The 24,370-nt window shown below is 61.5% G+C and carries 27 protein-coding genes and 1 pseudogene; 11 read left to right on the forward strand and 17 right to left on the reverse strand.

Going from position 1 to position 24,370, the window contains the following annotated elements; all coding sequences use genetic code 11:
• The first annotated feature begins 110 nt into the window (after positions 1-110).
• Positions 111-293, forward strand: a complete 183-nt coding sequence (locus P9217_RS16655) for a hypothetical protein (protein WP_067320556.1) — start codon at positions 111-113, stop codon at positions 291-293.
• A complete protein-coding gene (locus tag P9217_RS16660; protein ID WP_095779498.1) occupies positions 290-517 on the forward strand; it encodes a DUF768 domain-containing protein in 228 nt (75 codons plus the stop codon). Before P9217_RS16655 ends, P9217_RS16660 begins: the two co-directional genes overlap by 4 nt.
• Positions 518-553: 36 nt before the next feature.
• Here the strand turns inward: P9217_RS16660 and P9217_RS16665 are convergent, their stop codons facing one another.
• The gene (locus P9217_RS16665) at positions 554-862 is read right to left on the reverse strand and encodes a hypothetical protein (protein ID WP_127239691.1); all 309 of its coding nucleotides are present in this window, start codon (positions 860-862) and stop codon (positions 554-556) included.
• 197 nt (positions 863-1,059) lie between these two features.
• Here P9217_RS16665 and P9217_RS16670 point away from each other — a divergent pair, with 197 nt between their 5' ends.
• A complete protein-coding gene (locus P9217_RS16670; RefSeq protein WP_278087295.1) occupies positions 1,060-1,647 on the forward strand; it encodes a KTSC domain-containing protein in 588 nt (195 codons plus the stop codon).
• Between the two features lie 94 nt (positions 1,648-1,741).
• Here the strand turns inward: P9217_RS16670 and P9217_RS16675 are convergent, their stop codons facing one another.
• Complete coding sequence (locus P9217_RS16675) at positions 1,742-1,927, reverse strand: DUF3606 domain-containing protein (RefSeq protein WP_066994850.1); 186 nt, start codon at positions 1,925-1,927, stop codon at positions 1,742-1,744.
• A 973-nt stretch (positions 1,928-2,900) separates the two neighbouring features.
• Between P9217_RS16675 and P9217_RS16680 the strand changes: the two genes are divergently transcribed.
• On the forward strand, positions 2,901-3,128 hold the full coding sequence (locus P9217_RS16680) for a hypothetical protein (protein WP_066994854.1): 228 nt from the start codon (positions 2,901-2,903) through the stop codon (positions 3,126-3,128).
• 329 nt (positions 3,129-3,457) lie between these two features.
• On the opposite strand, the gene P9217_RS16685 is transcribed toward P9217_RS16680, so the two are convergent.
• Positions 3,458-3,781, reverse strand: a complete 324-nt coding sequence (locus P9217_RS16685; protein ID WP_245458926.1) for a hypothetical protein — start codon at positions 3,779-3,781, stop codon at positions 3,458-3,460.
• A gap of 1,409 nt (positions 3,782-5,190) precedes the next feature.
• Between P9217_RS16685 and P9217_RS16690 the strand changes: the two genes are divergently transcribed.
• Both P9217_RS16690 and P9217_RS16695 read left to right on the forward strand, forming a co-directional pair.
• Positions 5,191-5,400: a hypothetical protein gene (locus P9217_RS16690; protein WP_127245897.1), complete on the forward strand. Its 210-nt coding sequence runs from the start codon at positions 5,191-5,193 to the stop codon at positions 5,398-5,400.
• A gap of 360 nt (positions 5,401-5,760) precedes the next feature.
• Positions 5,761-5,865: a putative RiPP precursor gene (locus P9217_RS16695; RefSeq protein ID WP_206516957.1), complete on the forward strand. Its 105-nt coding sequence runs from the start codon at positions 5,761-5,763 to the stop codon at positions 5,863-5,865.
• A 705-nt stretch (positions 5,866-6,570) separates the two neighbouring features.
• Here the strand turns inward: P9217_RS16695 and P9217_RS16700 are convergent.
• Positions 6,571-6,783 (reverse strand): hypothetical protein, encoded by a 213-nt coding sequence (locus P9217_RS16700; protein ID WP_095779495.1) that lies wholly within the window; start codon positions 6,781-6,783, stop codon positions 6,571-6,573.
• A gap of 392 nt (positions 6,784-7,175) precedes the next feature.
• Positions 7,176-7,619, reverse strand: a complete 444-nt coding sequence (locus P9217_RS16705; RefSeq protein WP_278087296.1) for a hypothetical protein — start codon at positions 7,617-7,619, stop codon at positions 7,176-7,178.
• A 364-nt stretch (positions 7,620-7,983) separates the two neighbouring features.
• Between P9217_RS16705 and P9217_RS16710 the strand changes: the two genes are divergently transcribed.
• Positions 7,984-8,898, forward strand: coding sequence for a YihY/virulence factor BrkB family protein (locus tag P9217_RS16710; RefSeq protein ID WP_278087297.1), 915 nt, complete (start codon positions 7,984-7,986; stop codon positions 8,896-8,898).
• A gap of 231 nt (positions 8,899-9,129) precedes the next feature.
• Here P9217_RS16710 and P9217_RS16715 read toward each other — a convergent pair whose 3' ends face one another.
• A complete protein-coding gene (locus P9217_RS16715) occupies positions 9,130-9,567 on the reverse strand; it encodes a CBS domain-containing protein (RefSeq protein ID WP_095779493.1) in 438 nt (145 codons plus the stop codon).
• Positions 9,568-9,892: 325 nt separating this feature from the next.
• Between P9217_RS16715 and P9217_RS16720 the strand changes: the two genes are divergently transcribed.
• The 4 genes and pseudogenes from P9217_RS16720 (at position 9,893) to P9217_RS16735 (ending at position 15,398) form a co-directional block, all read left to right on the forward strand.
• The gene (locus P9217_RS16720) at positions 9,893-10,993 is read left to right on the forward strand and encodes a chemotaxis protein CheB (RefSeq protein ID WP_278087298.1); all 1,101 of its coding nucleotides are present in this window, start codon (positions 9,893-9,895) and stop codon (positions 10,991-10,993) included.
• A pseudogene (locus P9217_RS16725) lies at positions 10,947-11,735 on the forward strand (chemotaxis protein CheB); the annotation flags it as partial. The gene P9217_RS16720 and the pseudogene P9217_RS16725, both read left to right, overlap by 47 nt.
• The gene (locus P9217_RS16730; protein WP_278087299.1) at positions 11,668-14,481 is read left to right on the forward strand and encodes a CheR family methyltransferase; all 2,814 of its coding nucleotides are present in this window, start codon (positions 11,668-11,670) and stop codon (positions 14,479-14,481) included. The pseudogene P9217_RS16725 and the gene P9217_RS16730, both read left to right, overlap by 68 nt.
• Positions 14,482-14,834: 353 nt before the next feature.
• A complete protein-coding gene (locus P9217_RS16735; RefSeq protein ID WP_067320579.1) occupies positions 14,835-15,398 on the forward strand; it encodes a sigma-70 family RNA polymerase sigma factor in 564 nt (187 codons plus the stop codon).
• A 9-nt stretch (positions 15,399-15,407) separates the two neighbouring features.
• On the opposite strand, the gene P9217_RS16740 is transcribed toward P9217_RS16735, so the two are convergent.
• The 11 genes from P9217_RS16740 to P9217_RS16790 all read right to left on the reverse strand — a co-directional run bounded on the left by P9217_RS16740 (position 15,408) and on the right by P9217_RS16790 (position 24,331).
• Positions 15,408-15,584: a hypothetical protein gene (locus tag P9217_RS16740; protein ID WP_082953720.1), complete on the reverse strand. Its 177-nt coding sequence runs from the start codon at positions 15,582-15,584 to the stop codon at positions 15,408-15,410.
• Between the two features lie 183 nt (positions 15,585-15,767).
• Positions 15,768-15,986 (reverse strand): hypothetical protein, encoded by a 219-nt coding sequence (locus P9217_RS16745; protein WP_278087300.1) that lies wholly within the window; start codon positions 15,984-15,986, stop codon positions 15,768-15,770.
• Between the two features lie 64 nt (positions 15,987-16,050).
• Positions 16,051-16,959 carry a methyltransferase domain-containing protein gene (locus tag P9217_RS16750; protein ID WP_278087301.1) on the reverse strand — a complete coding sequence of 303 codons (909 nt, stop codon included), beginning with the start codon at positions 16,957-16,959 and terminating at the stop codon, positions 16,051-16,053.
• A complete protein-coding gene (locus tag P9217_RS16755; protein ID WP_278087302.1) occupies positions 16,956-17,948 on the reverse strand; it encodes a GNAT family N-acetyltransferase in 993 nt (330 codons plus the stop codon). Before P9217_RS16755 ends, P9217_RS16750 begins: the two co-directional genes overlap by 4 nt.
• Positions 17,945-19,009, reverse strand: a complete 1,065-nt coding sequence (locus P9217_RS16760; RefSeq protein ID WP_127245891.1) for a glycosyltransferase — start codon at positions 19,007-19,009, stop codon at positions 17,945-17,947. The genes P9217_RS16755 and P9217_RS16760 overlap by 4 nt, the downstream gene beginning before the upstream one ends.
• Positions 19,010-19,031: 22 nt before the next feature.
• Positions 19,032-19,964 (reverse strand): beta-xylosidase, encoded by a 933-nt coding sequence (locus P9217_RS16765; protein ID WP_127245890.1) that lies wholly within the window; start codon positions 19,962-19,964, stop codon positions 19,032-19,034.
• Entirely contained in the window at positions 19,957-20,718 is a 762-nt protein-coding gene (locus P9217_RS16770) for a TIGR04290 family methyltransferase (RefSeq protein ID WP_095827600.1), read from the reverse strand. The genes P9217_RS16765 and P9217_RS16770 overlap by 8 nt, the downstream gene beginning before the upstream one ends.
• 2 nt (positions 20,719-20,720) lie before the next feature.
• Positions 20,721-21,524 (reverse strand): sugar phosphate nucleotidyltransferase, encoded by an 804-nt coding sequence (locus tag P9217_RS16775; RefSeq protein ID WP_095827599.1) that lies wholly within the window; start codon positions 21,522-21,524, stop codon positions 20,721-20,723.
• A complete protein-coding gene (locus tag P9217_RS16780) occupies positions 21,524-22,624 on the reverse strand; it encodes a glycosyltransferase (RefSeq protein ID WP_095802764.1) in 1,101 nt (366 codons plus the stop codon). The genes P9217_RS16775 and P9217_RS16780 overlap by 1 nt, the downstream gene beginning before the upstream one ends.
• A gap of 13 nt (positions 22,625-22,637) precedes the next feature.
• Positions 22,638-23,231 (reverse strand): histidine phosphatase family protein, encoded by a 594-nt coding sequence (locus P9217_RS16785; RefSeq protein WP_067320596.1) that lies wholly within the window; start codon positions 23,229-23,231, stop codon positions 22,638-22,640.
• Entirely contained in the window at positions 23,228-24,331 is a 1,104-nt protein-coding gene (locus P9217_RS16790; protein ID WP_067320599.1) for an inositol-3-phosphate synthase, read from the reverse strand. The genes P9217_RS16785 and P9217_RS16790 overlap by 4 nt, the downstream gene beginning before the upstream one ends.
• Positions 24,332-24,370 lie beyond the last annotated feature (39 nt).

Genomic DNA, 24,370 nt, shown 5'->3' on the forward strand with positions numbered 1-24,370 from the left:
CGGCCGGCAAGGCAGTCGCAGACGCTGGGAAGAGTCCGAAGGAATTCAGATTTTCGGCACAAGCCTGAACCTGTCGGCCTTTCGGCAGTTTTCAAGGCTAGGAGGTTTCGATGAACGAGCACACCGACAAAGGCGACTCGCATGACGGTGCCGTTGAGATCCTGGCCGGCCGATTGGCCAGGGAGGCAGACATTTCCGAAGAGCAAGCCCGCGAACTGATCGAGTTGATCGGGACCGATTGGAATTCCCTGCTTCGAGAGGCTCATTTTCTGAAGGCGCGGCATCGCCTATGAGCGAACGCGGGGCCGAATTCTTTGGCGAATGGATTACCAACAACGTGATGCGCGGCAGCGTCGGCGCTGACATCATTTCCGTCGCGGAATTGACGACCAAGCTCTTTGCAGATGCGAAGGCCGCAGGTGTTTCCGAGCATGAGATTGAAGAGGAGATCGGGAGCGCTTACGATGCCATACTGGCTGCAATCGTCGGACTTGAGGACTCGGGCAAGTCCGATTGAAAGCCAAGCCTGCAATTAACCCGGATAGGGGCGCGTTCAGCCCGCCTTGCGCGGAACGATGTAGCCCGTCCCTTTCGCGCCGCGGGATCGGCCGACGGACCGATGCTGCCTATGGGCTGCAGGCTCGATCGCCGGCGCTGTTTCCATCTGCGATCGCTCAGCGTCATCCGACATGACAAAGGAGAGCGCGATCAGATCGTCGGCGTCGATGCCGCCGCGACCATTGTCCATATGGTCGGCGACCCTTTGAAATGCCTGCATGTCATCCATGCTCACGTTGGCCGCCCGCAGCCTTTCTTGGAGACCCGTCAACTTGGTGGCCAAGGCGTTGGAAATTTCGATCATAATTGCCTCCGTGGTTCCAATCTTAGTGCCAGACCGAGGATAAGAGCCTCGAACAGTGCGGGGGCCGATGAACAGACTGATTTGCCATTACCTGCTATCGCCCAGCCGCTCGGCCTGCCTGGCAACCTTTGCGAACTCTCCGTCTGTTGAGATGACCTCGAGGGTGGCAGGGGCTCATCCTCGCCAGTCGCGACCCAATGAAATTTCTCGCAAGATGTTTCCTGCCCCCGACCTTTGAGTTGGCCCGTACGACATTTGTCCCGCATTCGCTGGGACCGGTGGCCGAGGTCCAGAATTTTAGGGAACGGTCGCTGTCGGATTTTGTTGATTGGATGCCTGCTGCGCACGTTGCCAGGTTTGCGCACTCAGGTACCAACCTCCAGAATACTCAGCCCGCAGGCTCCGGTCTGCGGGCTTTTTCGATGCCATGGAATGCGGCGCTCGCGCTGCCGCTGCCCGTCCGCATCTGGGACGGCGGCGTCGGCTGCGAGACTTGGCTCTCACTCACTAGCTTCGGAAACAAAAGGCCGGCCGGATCGTTCGCTCTATGCCAGACCACCGGGTGCCGCGCCATGCCGTCCTCGATCAAGAAAACAAAATACGATCCGGCCAAAGGGACTCTTTCCGTATGGTTTGTGACCAGCGGGAAACGCTACGAGTTCGAGGGGGTGCCGCCGGAGACGTTCGCGGCATTCCGATCAGCCTTTGCCAAGGGCCGCTTTTTCAACGCGCACATCCGCAATCGCTTCCGATATCGTCGCGTAACAAGCGATGACGATGATTGACCGGCTATTCAGCGTCCAGTTCAAGCGGCTCGTGCTGCGCTGCTCATGATTTTGGCGTGGATCCCGGCGATCGCCGCTGCGTTGGAGCTCTTGGTCATCCGCGAAGCTTTTCGGCCTCGCGTTCCAAGGTCTTCCGGTCGTTGCCGTGCTGTTTGATGAGATCGCGAACCTGTTGCGCCGTCAGCCCGACCTTGTTGGCGAAATGCCGGACTTCGTAGTCATCGTCCGCTGATACCCGGTTGCGGTCACTGCCACCACGCTTGCTCTTGTCGTCTGCCATCGCTTGTTCCTCCGGCAGGGAATAACAGCGGCCGCGCAGGAATGTTCCAGGCGCGGCAAGCGGCAATTTTAGGCGGGACTAACAAAAGTTATCGAAAACGGACTGCTCGCTCGTGCAGGATTAACGTCACTCCGCCCGCCACGGCGGAGGATGGGAGGACCGGCCTCAACAAAGCCGAAGGCCGGGTTACTTGGCCCGTTGCGCGGATCCCTTGGGCGCTGCGACGGGCCAAGGTCGCTTGCGTCAGTCTTTCCTCCAGCGGCGCCTTTCTCGCCAAGCCAGCAGTGTACCATTAACATTTGTTACTGCGGACCTGCTAATGAACTGCGTAGATGACTGGGCGGGCGTTGCCCTGGGCTTTGGAGTTGGGTTCGGTTTGCGGCGACAGTGTCACCGACTTGAGAAGCGAACCGATAGCTAGGCCCGTTGTCTAACCTTGGCGGGTCACGGCAACGGGTCTAGCGTTCCTCCGCTTGGGAATGGGATTTCCGGCCGAAGATGAATGTGCCGTCTCTGACGGCGTTCACACTGGCCCCGATACGAGCCCGAAACACCTTCGCGGCATGAGCAGACAGCCCGCCAGCGCTCACAAGGAACTTTAGCGGCATCTAAAAGTTCTCCTCGGGCAATCCCGCACTCCTTGGGTCGAACGATGGCCGAGCTGGCATCAACTTTCGCATATTCATCAGGGCTGACCGGCGATGATATGCTAAGCGCAGTCGTGTCGATACTGGCCGGCCTGCTGCTCTATAATGTCATGCGCGAACCAAGCCGATAGGGCTCCTGCCGAGACGAAATTCACAGACCGCGCAGTGACGCCGGACAAAAGTTCGGTGGGCGGCCGTTGCTCGGTAGCGCAGCATGGAGGCAATCGGCTATTTGCCCGGGACCTCAGTCCGATCCAATTGACTCGTAGCTGACTTTTTTTGGGTGTATCCTTTCCCCGTTGTGGCGTATCGGGGTGAGGTAAACGATGCGTGGAAGCGATCGCAATGCTGTCCCGCCCAAAAGTGCGGGATGCGGTATAGTTGAACCTGCAGAGGTCAACATTCTGGCCAAGGCGGTGAGTGACTACTGCTCCAGTCACAAAATCGAACGCAAGGACGAGCGCGAAAACGTCGCGGTCAAAGTCATGAGCCTTTTTGGACGCGGTGTAACTGACGCTGACCAGCTGTTGGAAGAACTCGAGAAGGTGCGCTAAAGCCTGGTGCCCTCGGCTGGAACAAGTCCACTAAAGCGAAAGTTCGCGTAGACGGGTTCTGAGCAAAATGAGCGCGTTCGGAAGAGCTTGTGCGAAATGATCCTCAGGCGATGCAGCACTGGGAGAGCGCTCTAGCCGAAAGACGCAACAGATGCCCGTCATTCCAGGAATGGCGGGCATCTATTTTCACTGCTGCCGACGAAGAAGGTGACGCATTTCCTCGCCGGCCCTACCAAATGATGCATCGGGCAAGTTGTTGCTAGCATAACGACCAATGCGCCGGCCTGTCTAACCTCAGTCGAGCGGAAAGAGGTCGTTCCTCGACGGCACTAGTTGGGATCGCCGGACCTCGAGCCCCCATGGGCTCCGCCGCCATAGCTGTCCCCCCGCGACCCTCCGTTGCCGGATTTAAGAAACTTTGGCTTGGGCCCGACGTGAACGTGGTTCTTGTCACCCCATCCATTGCCCGGACGTGTTCCTCCCGATTTGGCAATCGCCCTGGAGTTCAAGCTTGTGCCGAGCAGCAATGTAATGGCCGGAGGCGTCACCGCAGCAAAGCGTCCAGCCTGCTTGAGAAAATCGCGGCGCGCGTTGGCCTCTGAAACAAGCTTTTCGGAATTCTTTTCAATAAGCCTTTTGCTCTCATTCGGCATTTTAGCACTCCTTTCCTGCAAGATACATTAATTGCTGTCTGCAAAGAAAGTAGTTCTCCAAAAGGCGTACACCGCGCCGGTGTCCGGAGCGGCCCGGCTCTCTGGCCGACAAAGGCCAGAATTGAGCCGGGCCTGACCGGCGGGGGCTCGGAATCGCAACACGGCGCCGGCTGACCAATGAGCATATACCCCTGATTGTATAGCCGGAACGCATTCATAAGGATAAAGCCGAGCCGGATCAGTGCAGCCAATATTATGGCTTCAAGCTGGCGCTAATGTTCGAGCAGGCTGATGGAACCCGAACGGTGCGGTTGGGTTGGTAACATGCGACCGCACTCGTTTTCTCCCATTCAGGGTGCGGCCGCTCTACTCCGTAAGCAACAGAAGCCCGTCGCGCTTGCGCCATTGCGCGACGGGCTTTCTGGTCCACTGAACTTGTGGGTCGATACCCTTCATGTGCGAAGCAGCACCGCGAAGGCGGCTTGACGGCTGAAAACCCAAACAGGTACCCGCCACCCGGGGGAGTGTATGGCGGGTACCTGACCTCTCTCCGCCGACGACTGAAGGATTCCGCCGGCTCTACCAAATGTCGGAACGGGCTTAATGTTTCAGTACTGGGACCAATGCGTTTGGATGTCCGACTTCCGTCCGGAGCGACAATGCTTTCAAATCATTGGTTCAGAGAAACCCGCACTAGACCTGGGAAGTGCTCGGACTGGTCTATGTTTTCATCAGCGCAATTCGATAGGCGCCTTTGTTCGCCACGCCATCCCAGATGAAGAACGCGGCAAGGGCGGCGACGATCAGCAGGATCGGTCGCATGGCTGGAACTCCCTCAAAGCTCCTCGTACGCGCGTGGCCTGATATCCGCCTGTTCATCTATGTCTACAAGCAGTTGCTAATGTATTGAGAACTCGCCGGGCTCGCCGCCCCATAGCCCAGCCCCAAGCCCGACGAGTGCCGACCCGGGAGGGTACCGGCATCATCCTATTTGCAAGGCTGATGCCAGCATATTCCGTCCTGAAATGAAACAGAGGGAGTGTCAGCGTGCGCAGGCTTGAACGATGGCAAAGCCTATATGCCGATGACAACCGGTACGGAAACACTCCTCCTGCCCGAGACAAACGGATCATCAAGAAAATGTTCCGTCATCGCGGAACACCTCGCATTCGAAGAGGTTTGGGGCGCGGCGGCGCAATTCCCTCCCGATCATGTGCACAGCCGCCGGGCGGAGCCTCCCATTCTCCGCAGGCCCGCTCCCTGGCTCCCATCAGGGGCGGGCCGTTCTTTCAGATCGCGCTAAGGGAACGCTTACGGGAGTTCCATATTGAATCAAATTCGAGTTTCCCATTGGGGTTCGCATGCGCAAGCCTGCCGGCAGAGCCAGGCACGAATAGGAGTTCACCGCCATGGCGATCCGCCAAAGAGCACTGGAAGCGGAAATTTTCGATCCGGAAGAGCTGGAAATTCTGGCCCGCGTCTTCGACCGCTTGAAAAATGATGGCCAAACGACCGAGCAGCGTGAGGCGCTGGCCTCTCGCATCATCGCCAACTTCATGGCGGGAATTGTGGACGAGAATGAACTGGTTTCGCTATCCAGGCTACCTTTAGGTAGGTAACGGTCTGAACGGACTGGACTGCCTGCCGCCCGCCGCCTTGTGAATATTCGTCATTGTTGCCGCTGGGCTACAGCCCTTTGGGCGCGACTGTATTAGGAAACGCTTGTGCGGGGTTCCCGGAATCGGGCGGACCATCTGGGAAAGGGGCGCACAGCAGTTTTGAGGGAAGATGGCCCGTCGGCTTTGGTCGGCGGGCTTTTCTTTTGTATGGCCTTGTCTGTAGGGCCTTGTCGTCGATCAGCGCCGCTTCCTCGTGCTTCGGCCCTTCGTCGCTACTTCCGGACCTACATCTTTTTTAAATGACGGTCGGGTGCTGCCTCAGCCAGATCGGCGAGCCAACTTCAGCAAGGGGGATTCGCCATGAAGCGCACTTATGAAAAGCCCGTCCTGGTCAAGCGTGACCGCCTGTCCGCCGTTACGGCCGTGATCGTCGTCTCCCTCGTGAACGGCGCGACGTCCCAATAAGGACGATGCCCGTCACTCCAGGCAGGAAATGGCGGGCATCTCTCTAGCTGCTACCGACCAGGAAGGTGACGCACTTCCTCACCGGCTCTATCAAATGATGCAGCGAGGCTTAGGTTTCAGCATGGGGACCAAAGCGTCAGCCTCTCGGACTTCTGTCGCATCGGCGGAAGGGGACATTCTGCCAATCGTCCCGGTTGTGTCGCGCGGCGTGTGCCTCAGCTGAGGTTCACCTCGCCGCGAAAGGCGTTTCCTCAGCGCCCATTCGACCTCCCCAGGCGGGCGGGCTCTTTGTTTGTCTTGGAACAATTCGGTGCCGCTGCAGTTCGCATTCTGGGTGCAGCTCCCGGCAAGAAGAGACGGTCGAGCGCGCCTTGGTCGGGTTGCCCCCGACGCAAAGAGCCCGCCCGCGGAGGAGGTGCGGCGGGCTCTTCTGCTGATCCGGCTAATTCAGCCTGGCCGGCGGCTCGCCGGGATAGCAGTAGTGATTACTATCCGCAGGCCGACCGGGGTATAATCTCCAATGGCCGTTCGGATAGCGGTTGTCCTGGCGCTTCTCGCCGCCTTCGCCTACGGGTTTGCAAAACTCGTAGAGCGGTATGGCGGTGCGGGCAATGATCCCGCATCACCCTGCGGAAAGGTGCCAAGCGTCGATTGCCCGGACCCGAATGCGCCGCCTCCCTTTCCCAAGCCCGACCGGACGGAGCCTCAAAGGCAGTCCGGTGCGTCAAGCCTGAAGGCATATTTATAAATTGCGCGGTTTCCCTCATCGGTCACCCGCACCCAGAAATGTTCATCCCGTCTCGCCAGGACGTCTTTGCCGGTGACTTTCTGAGCAGCCTCCCAAGGGGCACGGGCATTGGCAACGTGATAAGCCACCACCTGGTCGCCAGCCATCTCTTCAACTCGGTATGTCTTCATGATCGCTCCAAGCAGCGACCCGAACTTGGAGCGAGGAGGGTTGTTCCGGGGCTTCCATTTTCGCTCGCCCATAGCGAGCGATTGCAGGGCAGCCTTGGGCGCCTCTAGGCGGGGCAGGTGGCCCGGTAGCCTTGGGTGGCTATGGGGGTGGCCACCGGGCCTTGGCCGGCAGGGGCTTAGGGAACACGATGCCGGCGAACGAGTATATGCGCATCTACTAATAAATCAAAATTCAGCCAAAAGGCCGAGCTCGCCTTCAATCGCCACATGGCGGCTGGACAAGCGCCGATCGACCCGGGCATGTGTGCCACGGCCGGCTGCCTCGACTGCCATCGTCATCAGAAACTCGATTACCGGCGATCCGCGACCGCTTGGGTGAACAGGAATCTGGCTCAATCAGTCCGGTTGGAGAGCCGGTTGAAATTTGTTCGGACCCGGCGGCCCGCAGGTTTGAGTGCCGCGACCATGGACTCCTTCAGAGCACCGCCGCTTAGAAAAGACGGGCTCCGGCCGGATAGAACTTCCGGCCAAAACCTTAGCGCCGATCGTAAGATAACCAATTGCGCAGCCGCCATGCCTTCGGCGAAGGCGAGCGCCTTCTCGTTGACCGCAAGCATCGCCTCAATCCCTTTCGGGGCACGGCTGCTTGCATCCAAAGCAATCAGCGGAAGGCGCATGGCGACGACAGCGGGTGCCAACATCAGGTCTCCACAAAGCGAGAATGCATTTTGGGTGTGGCGCTTCTTGCGAGTTGACATTGTGCCCCCATCTGGACCCGGCTGTTCAGCCAATACGCACCAATCCGGGGTTTGTTCCTGGAGGATGGCGGCCTTCATGAGTCCGTCATAAGGTGCGAATACATTAGCGAGGCCGGATGTCCCATCATCGGCTCCTACAAAGTCTCCTGCCCGGTTTCGGCCGGGCATTCTTTTAGCCTTCAACGAGCGCCAGCTTCGACCTGATCGCGCAGTCGCGTTCACGACGGCATCGGCAGCGTGAAGGCCCAGCGCGATGTCCAAAAGACCCCGCAAGCGAATAGATCGGAACCTCCCGCCCGCGGCGTCATTGACCTCTGCGGGCCGCGTCAGCCGGACCTGGTGGCAAAGAGAACAGGGTCGTTTTTCCGGCTTCACATCCTGGCCAACGAAAAGGCAGTCGAGCTCTTGTCCACCCGACCCGCTTCAGTTCGGTGTCGAGCGCATGGCGAAAGACAGGAAATCGAAGACCGGCTGGCTTCAGGAAGCCTGGCTTCTGCTGAAGGAAAGCGTCAGCGGTTATATGGATGACAACGCGCTGAGCCACGGGGCGGCGATTGCCTTCTATGCCACCACCTCTCTTGCGCCGATCCTTCTGATCGTGGTGGCGGTCGCAGGTCTCGTCGTCGGCAAGGACGCCGCCCAGCTCGCGCTCTCGGCCCAGATATCGGGCGTGATGGGTCCGCAGAGCGCCGACCTCTTGAAGGCGACGATCGAGACCGCTTCGCGTCCCTGGTCCGGCGCGCTTGCCACCATTATCGGGCTGGTGACGCTCCTGATCACAGCTTCCGGCGTCTTTGGCGAGATGCAGCAGTCGCTGAATGAGATCTGGAAGGTCGAGCCAAGGGCCATGTCGCTCTCGCGTTTGGTGCGGGCGAGGGCGGCGAGCCTTGGTCTCGTCGCCGCGCTCGGGTTCATGCTCCTCGTGTCGCTCGCCGCGAGCACGGCCATCTCGGTCTTGGCCGATGTCATCAACCAACACCTGCCGTTCGGCGAACTGATCGTGAGTTCGATCAACACGATCGTATCGTTCGCGTTGATCGCGCTGCTCTTCGCGGCGATTTACAAGGTCCTGCCGGACCGCAGTCTCAAATGGCGCGATGTCGCTGTCGGTGCGCTGGTCACCGCGCTTCTCTTCACCATCGGCAAGTCGCTGATCGGCTGGTACATCGGCAGCAGTTCGATCGCCACTTCCTATGGCGCCGCCGGCGCGCTGATGGTGGTGCTGCTATGGGTCTATTACTCGGCTCAAATCTTTCTGTTCGGCGCCGAAATCACGCGCGCCTATTCGGTGAGCAGCGGAAGCCGGGCGGACCTCAGGCTGGTTATGAAGCCAGGCGTCGGAAAGACGGAGAGGTGACGGTCAAGCAACGCCGGAGAACGCAACACTACGCGCGACCCTCAGGCTAAAGAAATCAGGCGTTGGGCCAGACCGCGTTGGCTTAGGCTGACAACCTGAGAGGGATCGTCGCCACCTGTCGGTCCATCAGGACGTGATTAGGTTGCGAAGCCGCGATGAGGCCGCCGCAACCCAGTCACGCCCGGCGGGCGTCAACCGACGATCAAACAGACCCCGATGTCGTCGTTGTCATCAATGGGCGGTCTGCGAATGAACACCGCCCGGCGCCGAAATGCCGCTCAAAGCCTCTCCAGCCTCCCGTGTTTCACCCTTTCTTGCGAGGTCTCCGAGGGAGATGATGCCAACGAGCCGTTTGTCTCGGTTCAGAACCGGGAGCCGGCGCACCTGCAAGTCTCCCATGTTAGCAAGAACATGATCGACGTCTTCGTCATCGAAGCAATATCTTACCTCTTGGCTCATGACATCGCGCACCTTGGTATCGGGACCTTTGCCCAGCGCTATCCCGCGGATGACCATGTCCCGGTCGGTGATCATCCCCACCAGCCGGTCATTTTCACCGACAGGCACGACGCCGGCGTCGAGCTTGCCCATCATCAGCGCCACCTCGCGGATCGACTGTTCGGGATTCGCGACGGCAACGTCCTTTGTCATGCAACTGCCGACCTTCATGGCTATCTCCCTTTGTTGCGGAGCCCACCCGCCGAACCTGAACTGAGAAAACCAATGCTCGGCGCTATTGGTTCCTTCAAATCTCGCGCGGGAGAGGGCATGGAAAGTTCCGCCGTGGGGCTCGAATGCCAGCCGGACAGGCGACCGGTCCTTGCGCAGGCCCGAGGGAAGCAAGGCCGGCAGCCCATCGCCCATGTTCGGCCGAGACCCGCTCGTACTGGTGCGATCCCGGTGATCGTTGCTTTCGTTCCATGCGCGGCTCATGGAACAGAGTCCTGCCTTCGGCCATTGTGTTATGGGCCGGGGGCGACCCGAAAGGGGAGCCATGGCCGACTTTCGAAACCGGATCTCACCTGCCCGCGAGGCCGAGACAAGCTCGCGGCAAGCTAAGGCGCGCAACCGCTCCATCATCGTCATCGGGGCGTCCGCTGGCGGGGTTGAGCCCCTGAAAGCCATCGTGAGCGACCTGCCTGCCGATCTACCGGCGACCGTGTTCGTCGTGGTCCATGTCGGCCAGGTCAGCTATCTGCCGGAAATCCTCGACCGTGCGGGAGCGCTGAAAGCCTCCGGCGCCAAGAACGGCGAGTCCTTCAAGATGGGAAACATCTATGTCGCGCCGCCCGGCTTCCATCTTCTTCTGCATGACGATCACATGATGCTGCGCCGCGGCCCGCGCGAAAACCTCGCGCGGCCGGCGGTAGACCCGCTGTTCCGCTCGGCGGCGCTGAGCTTCGGCGCAAGCGTCGTCGGCGTGCTGCTGTCGGGCGCGCTTTCCGACGGCACCGCCGGCCTGAGGGCAATCAAGGCGGTCGGCGGCCTCGCGGTGGTCCAGCATCCCAAGGACGCGCTGGTGCCTTCCATGGTGGAAAGCGCGCTGCGTTATGTCGACATCGATCATTGCGAACCCGCCGCCAAACTCGGCGGCTTGCTGGGCAAGCTGGCGGCCGAGCCGGCCGGAGAAACGTTGCCGGCCCCTCCGACGGTCAGGCTGGAGGCCGCAATCGCGGCACAGGAGCATTCGACCATGAAAGAACCAGATCGACTTGGGCAACTGTCGGTGTTTACATGCCCGGAATGCCACGGGCCGCTGTGGGAGATCGAGGACGGTGACATGCTGCGCTATCGGTGCCATACCGGGCACGCTTTCACCGCCGATGCGATCATGGAGGCGCAGGCGATCGAGGCGGACGAGATCCTGTGGAGCCTGCTGCGGTCGCATCAGCAGCGGGCGGAGTTTGCCCGGCGCATGGCGGAGCGGGAGAAGACGCGACATCGCTCCCAACTCGCCAGCGAGTTCGGCAAGCGGGCGAGGGAATACGAAGCGGATGCCTCCGTCATCGAGCGCATCCTGGAAAGCAGGCGGACACAGGTAACAGGCAATGGCGCAGGCGGCGAGGAAGGCAAGCACAAGGAAGGCACGGACTAGCCCGCGCCAGGATGAGAGAGAGCCCGCGCTGTTCCCTGTCATCGGCATCGGCGCATCGGCCGGCGGCATCGCGGCGTTGCAGAAGTTCTTTCCGGAAGTGCCGGCCGACAGCGGCTTTGCCTATGTCGTGATCCAACACCTCGATGCCGAGCATGAGAGTGTGCTCGCGAGCATCATCCAGCGCTCCACCGCGATCGAAACGCAGACCGCGGTCGAAGGCGCGGAAGTCGAGCCGAACAACATCTACGTCATCCCGCCGGGCGTCTCGATGACCATCCGGGGACAGCGTTTCAACATGGCCAAGATGGCCGCCACGCGCGCGAAGCGGACGCCGATCGACGATTTCTTCACGTCCCTGGCACAGGATCAAGGGGAGGATGCGGCCGGGCTGATCCTTTCCGGAACCGGCAGCGACGGCACGATCGGGCTCAGGGCAATAAAGGAACATGGCGGCCTGACGCTGGCGCAGCAGAGCGCCGAATATGATGGCATGATGCGCAGCGCCGTGCAGAGCGGCCTGGTAGACATGGTGCTGCCGGCCGAGGAGATGGCTGCGAAGCTCGTCGGCTATTTCAGCCACGCCAACCGCGATGAAAGCGAACGCGACCGCCGCAAGCGCGAAGTGGGCGAACAGCTTTCGCGGATCACGGGGCTGTTGCGTACGCGCACGGGCCATGATTTCAGCGGCTACAAGGACAACACCATCCTGCGGCGCATCCAACGCCGCATGCAGGTGCTGCAGATCGACGATCCCACGGCTCATCGGCGTGACCAGCTTCTTCCGGGACCCGCAGGCCTTCGATGCGCTAGAGAGCTTGGTTATTCCGAAGCTTTTCGGGGGCCGCAAGCCGGACGAGACGATCAGGGCCTGGGTGCCCGGCTGCGCCACCGGAGAGGAAGCCTATTCGATCGCCATGCTTTTGAAGGAGAACGCGCCGCGGGGCGCCGCTTCTCCCAACCTGCAGATCTTCGCCACCGACATCGACGAGCGTGCGCTGGAAGTGGCGCGCGCCGGCCGCTATCCGGCGACCGTCGCAAGCGACATCACGCCGAAGCGCCTGAAGGAATTCTTCTCGCGCGAGGACGGCACATATCGTGTTTCCGCCGAGTTGCGGGAAGCCTGCCTGTTCTCGGCGCACAATCTGTTGCGCGACCCGCCGTTTTCCAAGCTGGACCTCATCGCCTGCCGCAACCTCTTGATCTATATGGGGCCGGAGCTGCAGGAGAAGATCATCCCGATCTTCCATTATGCGTTGCGCAATAACGGCTATCTCTTCCTCGGCTCGTCCGAGAACGTTACGCGCCATGCGCGCCTGTTCTCGACCATCGACAAGGCGACCCGCATCTTCCAGAAGCGCAGTGAGGTCGCCGCGCAACGCCTGCCGGAATTCCCACTTGCCGCCGCCGCCAGGCAGGCTGTTCCCAGCACGCGCCCGCAGGCAGCGACAGGAACCCTGCAAGAAGTTGCCGAACGCTTCCTGGTCGAGCGCTATGCTCCGGCCTACGTGGTCATCAACGCCGCCGGCGAATTGATGCACAGCTCGGGCGGGACAGGCAAATATCTGGAACTTGCCGCCGGCGCGCCCGACCACAACGTCTTCTCCATGGCCCGTCGCGGGCTGCGCATGGATCTGCGCGCTGCCCTTCACAAGGCAGTCAGCACCGGACAGATGGCGGTGCAGAACAAGATCAGCATCGGCACCAATGGCGGACGCCAGACGATCAGCCTCGCCGTGCAGCCGCTGCCGGTCGACGGCAATTCGGATCCGCTCTACATGCTGGTCTTCCGCGATATCGGCGGGATAAAGGCGGAGGCAGAGGACGAGCCCGTCCACACGACCGACGATGTCGAAAGCGCCAATGTCAGTCAGCTCGAAAAGGAGCTGCGGGAAACCAGGGAACGGCTGCAGATCACGACGGAGGAGCTAGAATCCTCCAACGAGGAGTTGAAATCCTCCAACGAGGAACTGTCCTCCATCAACGAGGAGCTGCAGTCCTCGAACGAGGAACTGGAAACCTCGAAGGAAGAACTGCAATCGATCAACGAGGAATTGCAGACCGTCAATGCCGAGCTCAACATCCGCGTCGACGAGCTCAGCCGCGCCAACAACGACATGTCCAACCTGCTCGAGAGCACGCAGATCGCGACCGTGTTCCTCGACCGCGATCTTTGCGTCAAGAACTTCACGCCGACGGCGCGGGACCTGTTCAGGCTGGTCGAAAGCGATGTCGGCCGGCCGCTCGCGCATGTGCGGCCGCGCTTTGCCGCGGACCGGCTGCAGGCAGACATGGAGCAGGTGCTGCAGCGGCTGGGGACGATAGAAAGGCAGGTGGAAGTCATTGAAAGCGCCAAGCGCTACATCATGCGCGTGATGCCCTATCGTACCGTCGACAATGTCATCGCCGGCGTCGTCGTCACCTTCGTCGACATTACCCAGATCGCGCAGGCGGAGGAAAAGATCGGCGCGCTGTCGCACGACCTGCGCAACCGCCTCGAAAGCCTGGAGACTGTTCTGGATCTTGTGCCTGTCGGCATCTTGATCGCCGAAGACGACGACGGCGATGCCATCCGCGCCAATCGCCGCGCGGCCGAGCTCGCCGGCCGGCGCGCCGCGGACGGCAAGCTCAGCACTGTGCCGGCGGTCCTGCCGCTGATGGTGAACGGCTCCGTGGTGGAAACGCACGAGCAGCCGCTGCAGAAGGCGATGCGAACGGGCAAGCCCGTCCCCGGCTACGAAGCCCGAATCGCGCAGGGGGACGGCTCAAGCATCGACGTGATGATGTCGGCCAATCCGCTGTTTGACGAGTCCGGCAGGGTTCGGGGCGCTATTGCGGCCCTGGTCGATGTCTCGAACCATAAGGAGGCCGAGCGCGCTCAGGAGAGGCTGCTGCACGAGCTGCAGCATCGTGTGAAGAACATCCTAGCCACGATCACCGCACTGACCTCGCGCATGATCCGCTCGTCAAGCTCAATGGGGGAATTCGCGACATCATTCCATGAGCGACTGCACGCGATGGCGCGCATGCATGAGGTCCTGTCTTCCCACAATTGGGGCGACGCCGACCTCGAGGAACTGCTGAGGGCGACGTTTTCCCCCTACAGCAGCACGGGACGCCAGAATCTAGTCGTTCACGGCCGGCCGTTCCACCTCGATGCGGCAACGGCGGCGGCACTCGGCATGGTGTTCTTCGAGCTTGCCAGCAACGCCGCCAAATATGGGGCGCTTTCCGCCGAGACCGGACGCGTCGAGGTCTCCTGGAACGTGGTGAAGCCGGGCATGCTTTCGATCAGCTGGAAGGAACTCGGCGGTCCGGCCGTGGAAGAGCCATCCCGCAGAAATTTTGGAACCACTTTCATCCAGCAGAGTTTGGAGTACGAGCTGAGGGGGAGTGTCGAATTGAACTTCCGGCCCACCGGCCTGGAGTGCCTGCTTGAAATCCCCCTTGCCCGAACCGAAGCCTTCGAGCCGCTGCCCGGCTACGCATGAACAAGAGCGCTCCATTATCGGGCCTGCGAATCCTCGTCGTCGAGGGTCTTTTCTACTCCTCCGCTAGTGTTGATTCTTTTGCTGACGAATGATCGCAGGATCACGGGCGGCCGGGTCAATAGTCGGACCACGAACAACCTCGGAGCATAACGAGCGTGGTGATCTTTGCGGCCTCGGCGGATTGGTCGCGAGTTGGTTTCTCTAGCTCGAACGGCGACCCCGTTGGTTGGCCGGAGGCGTTCAAGCAAGTTCGTTTACAACAGGAACGATCATCATCGTCACGCATTCTCCCTAATCAATGCCCATCAACTCTCTCTGCTGGGGTGAGAACCGTGTTACCCAAAGGCCATGCCGTGCCTGACTGCGTACCGGGCGAGGTCGCTGTCGTCGACCTCATTCCTGCCTTGCGTGCTTTTGCGCGCACTTTTTGCCGCTTGCCCGATGATGCCGACGATTTGGTGCAGGAGACCCTGACCAAGGGGCTTGCGAACCTGGACAAGTTCGAGCCGGGGACGCGATTGAAGTCCTGGCTTTTCACCATCATGCGCAATACGCATTATACGCGGGTCAAGGCGGCAGCTAGGGAGGCGCCCGGTTTGCTTGACTGCGCCTCCAGCCGGCCGATTTCGGAAGCCTCGCAGGACTGGTCCGTTCGGACCAAGGAAGTCTACCGCGCCATCCAGAAGCTTCCGATACATCAGCGCGAGGTACTGACGCTTATCGGTGTGCTGGGCGTCAGCTACGAAGAAACCGCGGAGATATGCGATTGCGCGGTCGGGACCGTTAAAAGCCGTCTCAACCGCGCGCGTGCAAGCGTCCTGGAATTCCTTGATGAAAGCTCATCGCAAGCGCTGGTCGAAAGACACGACCATCTCGCGGAAGATCACTGGGACAGAAGCGCTGACAGGCATCGATGAGGCTTGCCGTCAGTTCTCCTTTTTGCACCGGCGCTTCTCGATCAGCGCATTCTGCAACTCGATCGCGAGCTTAGCCAGGCGATCAGGAACTTTTTCCTGCTCAATGGCGGTCAACAACGACGCGATCTCTTGGTCTATGCCCAGGCTTGCCTGGCTGACGGGATCGCGCTGGCTCGGACGAGACATGGCATTCTCTTAGCAAATGTGGCCCCTTCGAGATTCACTTGAGACCATACACGGCCGGAGTTTGCAAGGCGCTTCCAGCCGCCGATCAGCTTCAGCCCCGCAGCAGATCGTGGCGGAGCGAAAACCCTTTGCCTGAACTGATCCGTTGCGAGCCTGCAAAGTCTTGCGATATTCGCCGCAAGATCAGTCTTCCGGGATCCGGTTTGCCGCGTGGTCCTGATACTGATCGGACTTGATCCGATTGCTGTCGAGGCCGCGTTCTTTTGCATGCTGTTTCTTATCCCGGTTCGACAGGACGTCATTTTCGCCAATCATGTCTTTCGGAACCGTCGTCTTCGCTCCGGTCCCTGCACCTTTGCCCTGACTGCCGCGTCCCATGTGTTTCTTACCGCCGGACGCCATCTTTTTCTCCTGGGTCTTCTAGATTCTGCGCAAGTGGTCTGGGAGCCGAACTTCGGTCCGTCGGTTATGTTCCGCCGGTACGACGAATAAGAAAGGCGGTGCCGTCCCATCGACGGAAAGGCATCTCACCATCGATGAGGACGTCCATGGCGCATATTCGGGCGAGATGGCGGATGTCGGAGGAATCGGCGGCGGGCGACATCCGGTATGAATAATTCAGGATTGCCGCCATCCCTCCCGGCCGCAACACGCGCGCCACTTCGATAAAGTGCCGTTCGGCGACGCCGGCAAGTACCAGGTAAGGGAAGCTGTCGACCGCCAGCACGCCATCAAAACCCGCGTCGACGAATTCGCGAAGATCGAGGCCCGAGGTCCGGCGGAATTCAACATTGCCAAGACCGGCGCAGCGTCGGCGCGCGACGGCAATCATCCTGGGGGAGATATCGATGCCGACGATATGCTCCGCTCTGGCGTGGAGCGCGCATTCGAAGCGGCCGATGCCGGAGCCGATATCGAGTATTGTCTTATCCGCGCCGGTAAAATCCTGTCGCTCCAGCCAGGAGACGATTTCGGCCGTTGCAGCAAAAAGCTTTTCCTCGTCGCCAAGCGACGAAAGTTGGACGCTGGCCGCCGGAGAGATGGCGACCGCTTCGTCAAAGCCCCCGGCCAGCCGGCGGATCGTCATCTCACCGGTTTCGCCGCGCAGACGGTCATGACAAACCGAAGCTGCCGTTGACCTCAGACTATCGAAGGCATCTGCCTTGCCCGAAAGAAGCACGGCTATGTCCTCGAGCCAGCCCCTTTGCTCGACAGCGCTTGCACGCATGTCCAATGCGACGTCCGCCAATTCTGGCGCGCGGATATCCGTCTCGACGGCCAATCTGGCGACCGCGACTTCGGCGGACAGGTCGGTCGCCATGCAATCCTCGAGGATATGCCTCGCGGTCGACCTCACTCGCTCTGCTGTGGTCATGGCGAGGCGCTCCGGGTCCAGACCCTTTGCACCGTCCATCGGTCCTTTGCTCCCCAGCTGTATTTGTAGCTCTCCCGGCCGCGTAGAAAATCGAACTCTCGCGCGCCGTCCTGAACGGCTTCGGCGATAGCCTTGCCGATCAGAATGGCGCCGGGGCTCTCCGATGCGTAAGCGGGGTCGAAGCCGCCGAGATAGGCATAGGCGCGGTCGTGGTGATGAAAACCGTAATAGGCGCCGACGACGGCGCCGTCGATTTCCATCAGCCAGCACCGCGCCAAATGGCTCGCGGCGAGACGGGGCAAGGCATTGCGATGAAACTCGATCGCGCTTTGCGTCAGCACGCCGCCGCCCTGTCCGGCCCAGCGGGCGTCGTGCAGGCGGATCAGCTGACCGAGAAATATCTCCGGCGCGGCCTCCGCCCGGTTGATCGTCACCCGGCCTCTCCGTTGCGCGGCTCGCAGCGCGCGACGCAGCTGGCGTCTTCGCCGCGCGGGAACGCAGCCTGCAAGCGTCTCGTCGCCAGCCAAGGCAAGCACGGGGCAGGCGGCATGGCCGGTAGATCGGCTCTCTTCGATATCGGGCAGCAAAAGCTCCAGGGATGCGGCTTCACTCGAAAGGTCCGGCAGGATCCATTGCGACCATTCGAGCGAAAGCACAGTCTCGGCAATCAAGGTACCGACGGCTTCTTCGAACTTGGGTGCGCAAAGAATATCGAGATAGTCGCTCAGCGATATTCCGATCGGAAGCAGGCGCAAACCGGAAGCGTGCCGTTCGAGGTAGAGTGGTGCCAGGCCGACGAGATCGTTTCCGTTCCACACGGCGATCGCCGAGAGATCGCCCGGCGCGAATGTCCGCCACCATGGCAGGAGCCAGGCGGGTGACTGGAAAGGCGTAGCAGAGCTGCATTGCGACCAGAGCGGCCACCAATGCTGCTCTAGACCGTCGAGCGCTTCTTGGTCGCGGATGACATCGGCACGCAGGCCGCTCACCCGGCGGCTCCCAACCGTGCTCGGGAATCGCCGAGCTTTGCCAATGCCCGATAGGCATCCATATAGGCCGAAACCATGCGATCGAGCGAAAACCGATCTCGCGCCTCGGCCCGGCATGTTTCGTTGTCGAGGTCGGCCGAAGCGTCGATGGCTATCGCCATCTCGTCGATATCATTGACCAGGAACCCGGTCTTGCCGTGCTCAACGACATTGGGCAGGGCGCCATTCGGGAAGGCCACAACCGGCGTGCCGCAGGCGAGGGCTTCCATGGCAACGAGCGAGCTCGTCTCCGCGGCGAGGCTCGGAATGACCAGGCAGCGGGCGGCGTTGAGAAGGCGCCGCTTGGCGAAAAACCCGAGCGGTCCCAGGAAACGCCGCCGCCTGTCGAGGCGAGGCTCCACCTCGTCGGCGAAATACTGAACATGTGTCCGGTAGGGATATATCTGCCCTCCTATTGCAAGCGGCACTCCAGCGCGCTTCGCGGCGTCGATCGCCAGGTGGATGCCTTTTTCCGGGCATATTCGGCTTAACACGAGCGCGAAATTGCGATGCGACCGGGGGGCGGCAAGCGCATTGACGTCAACCCCGTTTGGGATGGGCGCGATCAGTCTCGATCCGGCCGGCGCGGTTGCTTGCTGCGCCTCCGAGACCGCGTGCAGCCACAGGTCTTCACGGGCCGGGCTCAGCACTCCGGCCGGATACCAGGCAAGCGGCAGGTGCAGTGTCACGAGCGTGGGGCCGTCATCGGGAAGATAGGCATCGAAATCGATGCCATGCAGATGGACGACATCGATCGGCCAGCGCGCACGCGCGGCTGCGATCGCCGCGCGGTGCGCGTCCTGGGCGCGGCTCTTTGCCGTCTCGTCGAGCGCGCCTGTTTCGGCAGGCGTCTCGACCAAGGTCCCGGCCGCGCTGGAGCCCCGGCAGGCGACGACGATGGATTGATGGCCTTGCCTGACCAGTGCGTGATCCAGCATCGACAGCACCTGCTCGGCGCCGCCGACCGCATCGAGGCCGACAGGCGCAAGCGGATAGGCGACGTTGAGCACTGTAAGCGTCATGGCTGATCGAGCCGAAGTGACCTCATGCGGCCGAGACCCGCCGCATGGGAATCGCGGCGTCGCGCACGCCAGGTGCGTAGCGGCGCACCATCTTCGCGCAGAATTCGGCGAACTCTTCGGGCGCCTGTGGCGGGCTGGTGTGATGGGGCTGCAGGCCTCGGTGCTCGGGCGTGAAGCAGAAAGTGATGGTGACGTTGAAGTCTGCCAGGGCTTCCATCTGGCGATCGAACCAATCGAGGGCATTCGGTCTGAAACTGTCGGCCCAAGAGAGGCCGGTGCGCAGACTGGTGACGCCCAGCCGCTTCATCCAGGCGACGGCGTCGTCCAGCCGGTGGTCCTCGAAATGGAACCACTGGACGAGGCCCATTTCCGGAGTGTGCCGCACGAACTCTTCGAGCGCGGGCTTGGGCGAGCCATCCTCGCGCAGAAGACCCATGTAGAAATGACGGTAATAGGAAGAGCCTTCCACCTCGCGATGCCGTGTGGTCGCTCCCCAAGCATGAGGCAAATCATAAAGGCTATACCATTGGACGCGGGGCGCGTTGCCAAGCAGAAGCTCCGCCGTCCGCCGCAGGCCCCAGACCTGGACCTCCTCGGCGCCGAAGCTCGACACGCCGACTTCGCTGATCCAAATCGGCAGATCGGTGACTTCGGCGATCTCGCCGAGCTTTTGCGGCCATTCGTGGATCTGCCAAAGGTTCCAGTCCAGCGGGAAGCCGTGCACGGCGACGGCATCGACATGGTCGAGGACACCATATCCCTTGATCAGCGACATGAAGCCGGCATCGATCGGCGAAATGCCGCCAAGCACTCTGGTGATCGCCGGGTTTTCAAGCCCGATCGCGTCCGCCGCCAGGATACTCATGCCGGCGAAGCGGCTCCAGTCCGGATCGAGCTCTGGGTCCCAATGCGACTTGTTGTTGGGCTCATTCCAGATCATGGCGGCTTCAATCATCATTTCGTCCTTTCGACGGGTAGACCGCACCTTCACCCGCCGGCTCATCGGACGCGCGGCAGAAGTAGACCTCGTCTTCCGGGTGAAGCAGGATCTGGAAGCCGGCGCTGCGCAGCATCGCCTCGATGCAGCCGCGGTTCGGGATCCACCAGTTGGTCGGATCGTCGGCGTAGCGGTGCTCGATGAAGTGCAGCTTCGGGAATTCGGTTCGATCGAACAGGTCGAGCGTCCAAAAATCATAGTTCTGTTCGAGCGCGAGGATTTCGCTGCTCCCGCGTTGCATCGACTGGAAGACCATCAAGTCGCGCGCAACATGCTCGCGGATCAGGTCGAGCGCCAGCAACGGGTGGCGTAGATGGTAAAGCACGCCCATGAAGAGCACGATGTCGAAGGTCTCGCCGAGCGCGCCGACGTCGTAGACCGACAATTGCCGGAATTCGATGTCGCACTCGGCGATTTCGGCGGCGAAACGCGCTTGCGTCAGATAGTCCACGTCGAAATCGATGCCGAGCACGCGATCGGCGCCTCGCTTCTTCATTTCAATGGAATAGAACCCGGCGTTGCAGCCGATATCGAGCACCGACTTGCCCGAGAGATCGGCCGGGATCGCATCCGCGAATTTCTGCCATTTCACCAGAGGATAGTTGCCGAGGAAATGGTCGGGAGCGGTCTCCACGCCCGCCAGTTCCATGTTGTGGAACCACGGTCCAAGCGCATCGATGCGGCGGCGAATTTCCGCGTCGGAATGCAGCACGGTCAGCCTCCTTCGCCTGGCAAGGATGGCACCTGCGAGCGGCTCGGCGGCACGAATATCGCTGTGTCTTCGTCTTCCGAGGCGTCGTTGTTTTCAAGCAGCCGGAGCGCCGTGCGGTAGCCGTTGAAGGTGCCGACATCGACATAGGCCGAGCCTGCCTTGACGCCCCAGGCTTCACCGCCGACGGCAAGGTAAGCATTGACCAGCGTTCCGAAATACTCGTCGCAGCCGTCCCGCTCGCGCCAAAGCGCCGCGAGCCGCTGAAAGGTGAAGCCCGGCATCTTGAACGCGCCCCAGACCCAGTCCGTGGCTGCGTCCTGCTGCTTGACCTGAATCTGCTCGACGCGGCCGTCCTGATCGACGACCACGGCGTCGAAAAGCTCGGGACGGTCTACAGGAAACAGCAGGAATGACAGCCGGTCGTCCGGCAGATGGCAGAAGCCGTCCTCGGGGAACCAGATCGTGTCCGGCAGACCGATCAGGACGGTCTCTTGCGGCGCGACGAGAGGGGCGGCGCGGAAGATCGCGTCGCAAAGACCGACGGGAGAGGGCTGGGCCACGAAAATCGCGGCCGCGCTGTCATAGCCGGCCGCATAGTATTCGAGGATATCGGACTTACCCGAACCGATGATGAAGCAGATCCTGTCGACGCCGTTGCGCACCATTCGGCGCACCAGATACTCGCTGACCGCGCACGGACGCTCGGTTTGCCCGTCCATCCGGCTGCCAACCGGGAGCAGTTCCTTGGAAAAACCCAGCGGTTGAATGCGGCTGCCGCGCCCCGCCGCAGGCACGATACCCAACATCAGACGGTTTCCTTCATCGGTTCGCTTGCTGGCGCGGTGGCGGCTTCGACCAGAATCCGGTCCAGTTCCGCGGCGCGGCGTGCGGATGTGTGTTCGTCGAGGACGCGTTCGCGGGCTCGGCGGCGCAACGCCTCGAGCTCGCCGTCCGATAAACCGAGCGCGGCGACCACATCGTCGGTGGAATGTGCAAGCAGGATTTCGCAGCCGGGCTCGAAGAAGTCGTCCAGACCCGGCCAGTCGTCGGAAACGATGGCGGCGCCGCAGGCAGCCGCTTCGAACAGCCGGCCGGAGGGGCACCAGCCCTTGCGCGCCATGGCCTCGCGGGTGACATTCAGGGTGAGACGTGACGAGCAGAAGAAGGCCGGATGATCGGCAGGCGGCAAATGCCTGACGAAGAAGATGTTGTCGCTCCACGGAAACTCCTGCGGATATTGAGCGCCGCCAATGACGAAACGTCGATCCGGCAGCCGGACAGCGGGCGCGACGAGCAGCTTCTCGACGCCGGCCTGGCGATCCGCAGCGTAAGTGCCGAGGTAGGAGAGATCGCCCGCAAACTCGGCCCTGGGCTTTGCCGGCCGATGACGCTCCGGATCGACATGGCCGTAGAGCGGCACGACGCGGCGCGCGCCCAGCATGGACTTGAGCGCACCGAGTGCCTCGCCGCCGGTGTAGCTCAGCACCAAATCGAAATCGCGAAGGCCTTCCGGACCGAAATAGGGAGGCTGCTCGCCCTGCTCGATGCGCGCGAGCGTCACCGCGGTATCAAGATCGTAGAACACCTTGAGCCCACGGCAACTCTCCTGCGCGAGGCGTGAGGCTTCAACAGCATCCGGGCAGTAGGAGGTGACGATGACCGCGTCAGCCTGCCGGACCGCGATTGCCGCAGCCTGGGCAATATCATCCCATCCCGGATAGAGCACCACGTGGCCGCCATCGAGATGGGTGAGATCCCTTGCGCCGGCATAGTAGGGCGTGTCGCGCTCAAAGAAGCTGATCGACCAGCCGAGTGGCGCCAGCGCGCGTATCAGCCCGCGCCAAAGCGTGGCATGTCCGTTTCCCCAGGAAGAGGTGACCGTGAGGCCGAAGATCACCATGCGCATCGGGCAGCTCCAGTCAGGCGATTTCGTTCAGGCGAATGAGCTTAGAGCCCCAGTCGCCATGGACGACGGTGGTGATCGAGGCAGGTTCGATGTCGAAGCGAAAACAGTCGCCGAGCTGAAGGCCAAGCACCTTGCACACCGCAGCCTTGATGACGTCCGCGTGACTGATCAGTGCAACGCATCGGTTTGGGGCCTGTTCGCGCAGCACGTCCATGAGGTCGACGATCCGCTGCTGGGTGTCCTGCATGGTCTCGCCGCTCGGTGTTCGGGCGCTCTGTCGCTGGTCGTTCCACATCCGCCAGGCGGCGTCATCGGCCAGCTCTTCGAATGTCTTGCCGGACCATGCGCCGAAATCGATCTCGTCCAATTCCTGGCAGATTCCGATCTGCTCGATATTGCAGGCGACAGCGATCGGTTTCGCGGTTTCCAAGGTGCGCTTGCGCGGGCTGCTGAAAATGGCCGCGAGCGGTTCCCTCGCCAGACGGCGGGCCAGACGCAGCGTCTGTGCCTGGCCGGTTTGGCCAAGATCGATATCCTGGCGGCCTGCCAGATAGCGGCCGACATTGTCATACGCAGCATGCCGCACGAGGAAAATAGTCGTTGTCATTCCGCGGCGTCGAGCATCGGCTCGCCCCTACCGGCTATGAAGGCGAGGGTGCGCAGGCGGGCTTCGGCATCGGTGAACTGCTCCGGCGGAGACTTCATGAAATAACTGCAAGGCCCGGTGAGCGCCCCAGCGATACCGCGATCGAGCGCCAGCTTGGCGCAGCGCACCGCGTCGATGACCACTCCGGCGGAGTTGGGCGAATCCCAGACTTCCAGCTTGAGTTCGGCATTCAGCGGGACGCCGCCGAAGGTCGTGCCTTCGACCCGGATATAGGCCCATTTGCGGTCGGTGAGCCAAGGCACATGATCGCTGGGTCCGACATGGATGTTGCCGGGCTCGAGCGGTACATCGATCTGGCTGGTGACCGACTGCGTCTTGGAGATCTTTTTCGATTCCAGCCGCTCACGCTCCAGCATGTTGAGGAAGTCCGTGTTGCCGCCGAAGTTGAGCTGGTAGGTGCGGTCGATGCGCACCCCGCGCTCCCGAAACAGATTGGCGAGCAGCCGGTGAACGATGGTAGCGCCGACCTGGCTCTTGATGTCGTCTCCGATCAGGGGCAGGCCGCGCTCTTCGAAGCGGCGGCGCCATTCCGGCCGCGAAGCGATGAAGACCGGTATGCAGTTGACGAAAGCGCACCCGGCCGCCAACGCGCATTCGGCATAGTAGCGGGTTGCCGCATCCGAGCCGACCGGCAGATAGGACACCAGCACCTCGGCCCCGCTTTCCCGAAGGCCTGCGGTCACGTCGGCGACCGGCTCATTCGCTTCCTCGATTTCATCGCGCAGATATTTGCCGATGCCGTCGAGTGTAGGTCCGCGTTGCACGCGCACGCCGATCGGCGCGACATCGGCAAAACGGAAGGTGTTGTTCGGGGCGTTGTAGATTGCTTCGGCCACATCGCGCCCGACCTTGCTCTTGGCGACGTCGAAGGCGCAGACGACCTCGATGTCTTCGACATGGTAGCCGCCGAGATCGGCATGCATCAGCCCGGGGATCGGCTCGTTGCTTTTTGCCTGACGATAATAGGTGAGGCCTTGCACTAGGGAGGATGCGCAATTGCCGACACCGACGATGCCGATGCGAACCTTTTTCGATGTCACGAAACCGCCGCCTCTATTGTTGGAGGTAAGTTCCTCGCG

The organism is Mesorhizobium sp. WSM4989 (genome assembly GCF_029625795.1).
Classification (GTDB): Bacteria; Pseudomonadota; Alphaproteobacteria; order Rhizobiales; family Rhizobiaceae; genus Mesorhizobium.